The sequence below is a fragment of the Luteibacter sp. genome (assembly GCF_051958795.1).
Classification (GTDB): domain Bacteria; phylum Pseudomonadota; class Gammaproteobacteria; order Xanthomonadales; family Rhodanobacteraceae; genus Luteibacter.
This window is the reverse complement of the sequence record NZ_JBQCFT010000300.1, coordinates 1-3,171: the sequence shown is the minus strand read 5'-3', so window position 1 is coordinate 3,171 and position 3,171 is coordinate 1. Positions and strand designations below refer to the sequence as shown.

Genomic DNA, 3,171 nt, shown 5'->3' with positions numbered 1-3,171 from the left:
CCCGGCCGGGCAGACGCGCGCCCTCGCCCCGACGCCGGGGGTGAAGATCTGGTACGCCCCCCGGGGCGCCACCTCCGGCGCGCCCCCCCCGTAGGAGCCCACCCTGTGGGCGACATCTTTCGCGGAACAGCCACAGGCTCTGTGGCGTTTGGGCGAACGGCGTCGCCCACAGGGTGGGCTCCTACCATCCGATGCTTCAGGCGTGGCGGCGGATGCGCCTTTCGACCACGCCCAACAGCCCATCAACCGACAGCGCCAGCGCGCCAACGAGCAACGCGCCCTGCACCACGTACGCCGTGTTGTTGCCGACGAGGCCTTCGACGATCGGCGCACCCAGCGTCGCCGCGCCCACCGCGGAGCCAATCGTCGCGGTGCCGACGCTCACGATCGCCGATAACCGGATGCCTGCCATGATCGGGCCCGCCGCGAGCGGCAGTTCCACTTCCCATAAGCGGCGCCAGCGGCCATAGCCCATGCCGTCCGCTGCGTGCAGCGCGCTCGAAGGCACCTGGTCGATGCCGGCCACCGTCTGCCCGAGCACCGGCAACACGCCGTACAGCGTCAACGCCAACAGCGTAGGCGCTGCGCCGAAGCCAAGCAGCGGTACGGCGATCGCCAGCACCGCCACCGGCGGGAAGGTCTGGCCGATCACCGCCACCGCACGCACCGTCGGCAGCAACGAACGGCCCGCCGGGCGCGTGGCGAGGATGCCAAGCAGCAGGCCCACGACCACGGCAATCAGCGTGGCCGCTGCGACGAGTGCGGCGTGTGCCAGGGTCAGTTCGGCGAAGGATGTTCGCCAGTACACCGGGTGCGAAAGCTCAGGTAGCCACGCGTGGAACAGCGGGCCGGCATGTGGAAGCAGCACTAGCAAAACGCAAAGGACCAGGACCGGAAAAAACGCCCTCACGACAATCCCGCCATCGTAGGAGCCCACCCTGTGGGCGACGCCGTTAGCGATAACGCCACAGGCTCTGTTGCCTCGGGGCGAGAGATGTCGCCCACAGGGTGGGCTCCTACGGTGGACGACGTTCGCCCGCCCGCCAGGTTAGGCCGGGCGGTCATCATCGCGGTCTTGCCACGATGTCGGTCAGCAGGATCGCGCCGCCGCCTTCTACGGGCAGGCGGTCGCGGCGTTGGGCGAGCATCGCGCCGAGTGCTTCCTGCAGCGTGGACTGCGCAGGGATGGGTTCGCCTTCCGCGTGTTCGTCGCGGCGCACGCTGTCGCGCACGTTACGCACCGCCAGCTCGCGCAGGTACGCGCGCGTGCCACCGACGAATTCGTTCACCCGGTCATCCGCCGGTGAACGGATGAGTTCGAGTGGCGTGCCGACCTGGGCGAGCCGGCCATCCAGCATCAGGCCCACGCGGTCGCCGAGGAGGAAGGCTTCATCCATGTCATGCGTGACAAACAGCATCGCCGTACCGGTATCGCGCTGGATCGCCTTCACGCTGGCCTGCAGCGATTCACGCGTCAACGGATCCAGCGCACCGAACGGCTCATCCATCAGCACGATCTTCGGTCGTGCCGCGAGCGCCCGCGCCACGCCGACGCGCTGTGCCTGGCCGCCCGAAAGCGTATCGGGGTAGCGTTCGGCCATGCCCGGCTCATCCAGCTTCAGCAGGTCGATCAGCTCGGCGACACGCGCATCGATGTCGCGCTTCGACCAGCCCAGCAGGCGCGGCACGGTCGCGATGTTCTCGGCAACGGTGCGGTGCGGGAACAAGCCCACCGACTGGATCGCGTAGCCGATGCCACGGCGTAGCGTCTCGATCGGCTGGGTCGCGACGTCCTTGCCATCCACCAGCACGCGGCCGCGATCGATATGGGTCAGCCGGTTCACCGTGCGCAGCAACGTGGACTTGCCAGAGCCCGAGGGCCCGACGAGGACGAAGAACTCGCCGTCCGCCACGCGCAGCGAGAGGTCTTCGATCACCACGTGATCGCCGAAGGCCTTGTGGACGTGGTCGAACTCGATCATGCGCGGCGCTCGTTCATGGCCAGCAGGCCCTGGAAAAGAAGATCGGCGGCGAGGGCCAGCGCGATGATCGCCAGCGTACCCAACAGCACCATGTCCGTCGCGCCCTGGCCGATACCGAGGAAGACGAAGCGGCCGAGGCCACCCGCGCCGATCAACGCGGCGACCGCCGCGAGGCCGATGGTCTGCACCGCGACGATGCGCAAGCCGGCGAGAAGGACCGGCCAGCCGAGGGGGAGCTGCACTCGAAGCAATACCTGGCCGCGGGTCATGCCCAGGCCGCGTGCGGCTTCGCGGGTATCGCCCGGCACCGCGTCGAGGCCAGCCGCCGTGTAGCGGACGACTGGTAGCAAGGCGTAAAGCACGAGGGCGAACACCGCGGGCGCTGCACCGGTTCCACCGAACCCGAGCGCGCCCAGCGCAGGCCACTCGCGCGCCAGCCAGGCGAACGGGCCAATCAGCAAGGCGAACAAGGCAAGCGACGGCACCGTCTGCAGGAACGCGAGAACGCCGAGCAGAGCCCCACCCGTCCGGCGCTTGCGCCAGGCGATGTAACCAAGCGGAGCACCCACGGCAAGCGCGATACCGAGCGTCACCAGCGACAACGTCACGTGCGTCGCGAGCGCATCGGCGAAGGCGCCGCGCTGTGCGCGCCACTCGCGGACGAGGCCGATATCGTGGAACGCGCCGACCGCCGCGCCGGTAACGAACACCGCTGCCACGCATATCCAAGCCGCTGTGCGCCACGCGATACGCAGGTGGCGCAGGCGGTCCAGCAGGAGCAGCGCTGCCGCCAGCCACATCACCCAGAAGCCCGCACCGAGTTGAATACGCGTCGTTGGCGTTGCCTGTTGCAGGAGTTGCGTGGCGTCGTGTGCAGCGAGGAAGGGCAGCCCGATCGTCAACAACCCGGCAACGAGGGCGCCACCACGCCAGAAGCCCGCCGCGCCCGCGAGCAGCCAGGCTACCGCCAGCAACGCGATGTGTGGACTCGCAGGGTGCCCGCTCAGCAGGCGATTCGGCGCGACATGCAGGAACGCCAAGCCAACCGCCGCAGCAAGTCCCACGGCACAAAGCACAACCACCGGAAGCCGCCCCGGCGAATGTAGGAGCCCACCCTGTGGGCGACGCGGTTCGCGGAGCGCTCCAGGACCTGTCGCCTTTGGGCGAACGGCGTCGCCCACAGGGTGGG

Annotated in this window: 3 protein-coding genes; all 3 read right to left on the bottom strand. The window is 69.1% G+C overall.

What is annotated here, in order from left to right:
• Window positions 1–196: 196 nt before the first annotated feature.
• Window positions 197–910, bottom strand: a complete 714-nt coding sequence (locus ACTHLF_RS15660; protein ID WP_440328397.1) for an ABC transporter permease — start codon at window positions 908–910, stop codon at window positions 197–199.
• Window positions 911–1,064: 154 nt separating this feature from the next.
• Window positions 1,065–1,982 (bottom strand): ABC transporter ATP-binding protein, encoded by a 918-nt coding sequence (locus ACTHLF_RS15655; protein ID WP_440328396.1) that lies wholly within the window; start codon window positions 1,980–1,982, stop codon window positions 1,065–1,067.
• Window positions 1,979–3,022, bottom strand: a complete 1,044-nt coding sequence (locus ACTHLF_RS15650) for an ABC transporter permease (protein WP_440328395.1) — start codon at window positions 3,020–3,022, stop codon at window positions 1,979–1,981. Before ACTHLF_RS15650 ends, ACTHLF_RS15655 begins: the two co-directional genes overlap by 4 nt.
• Window positions 3,023–3,171: the final 149 nt, after the last annotated feature.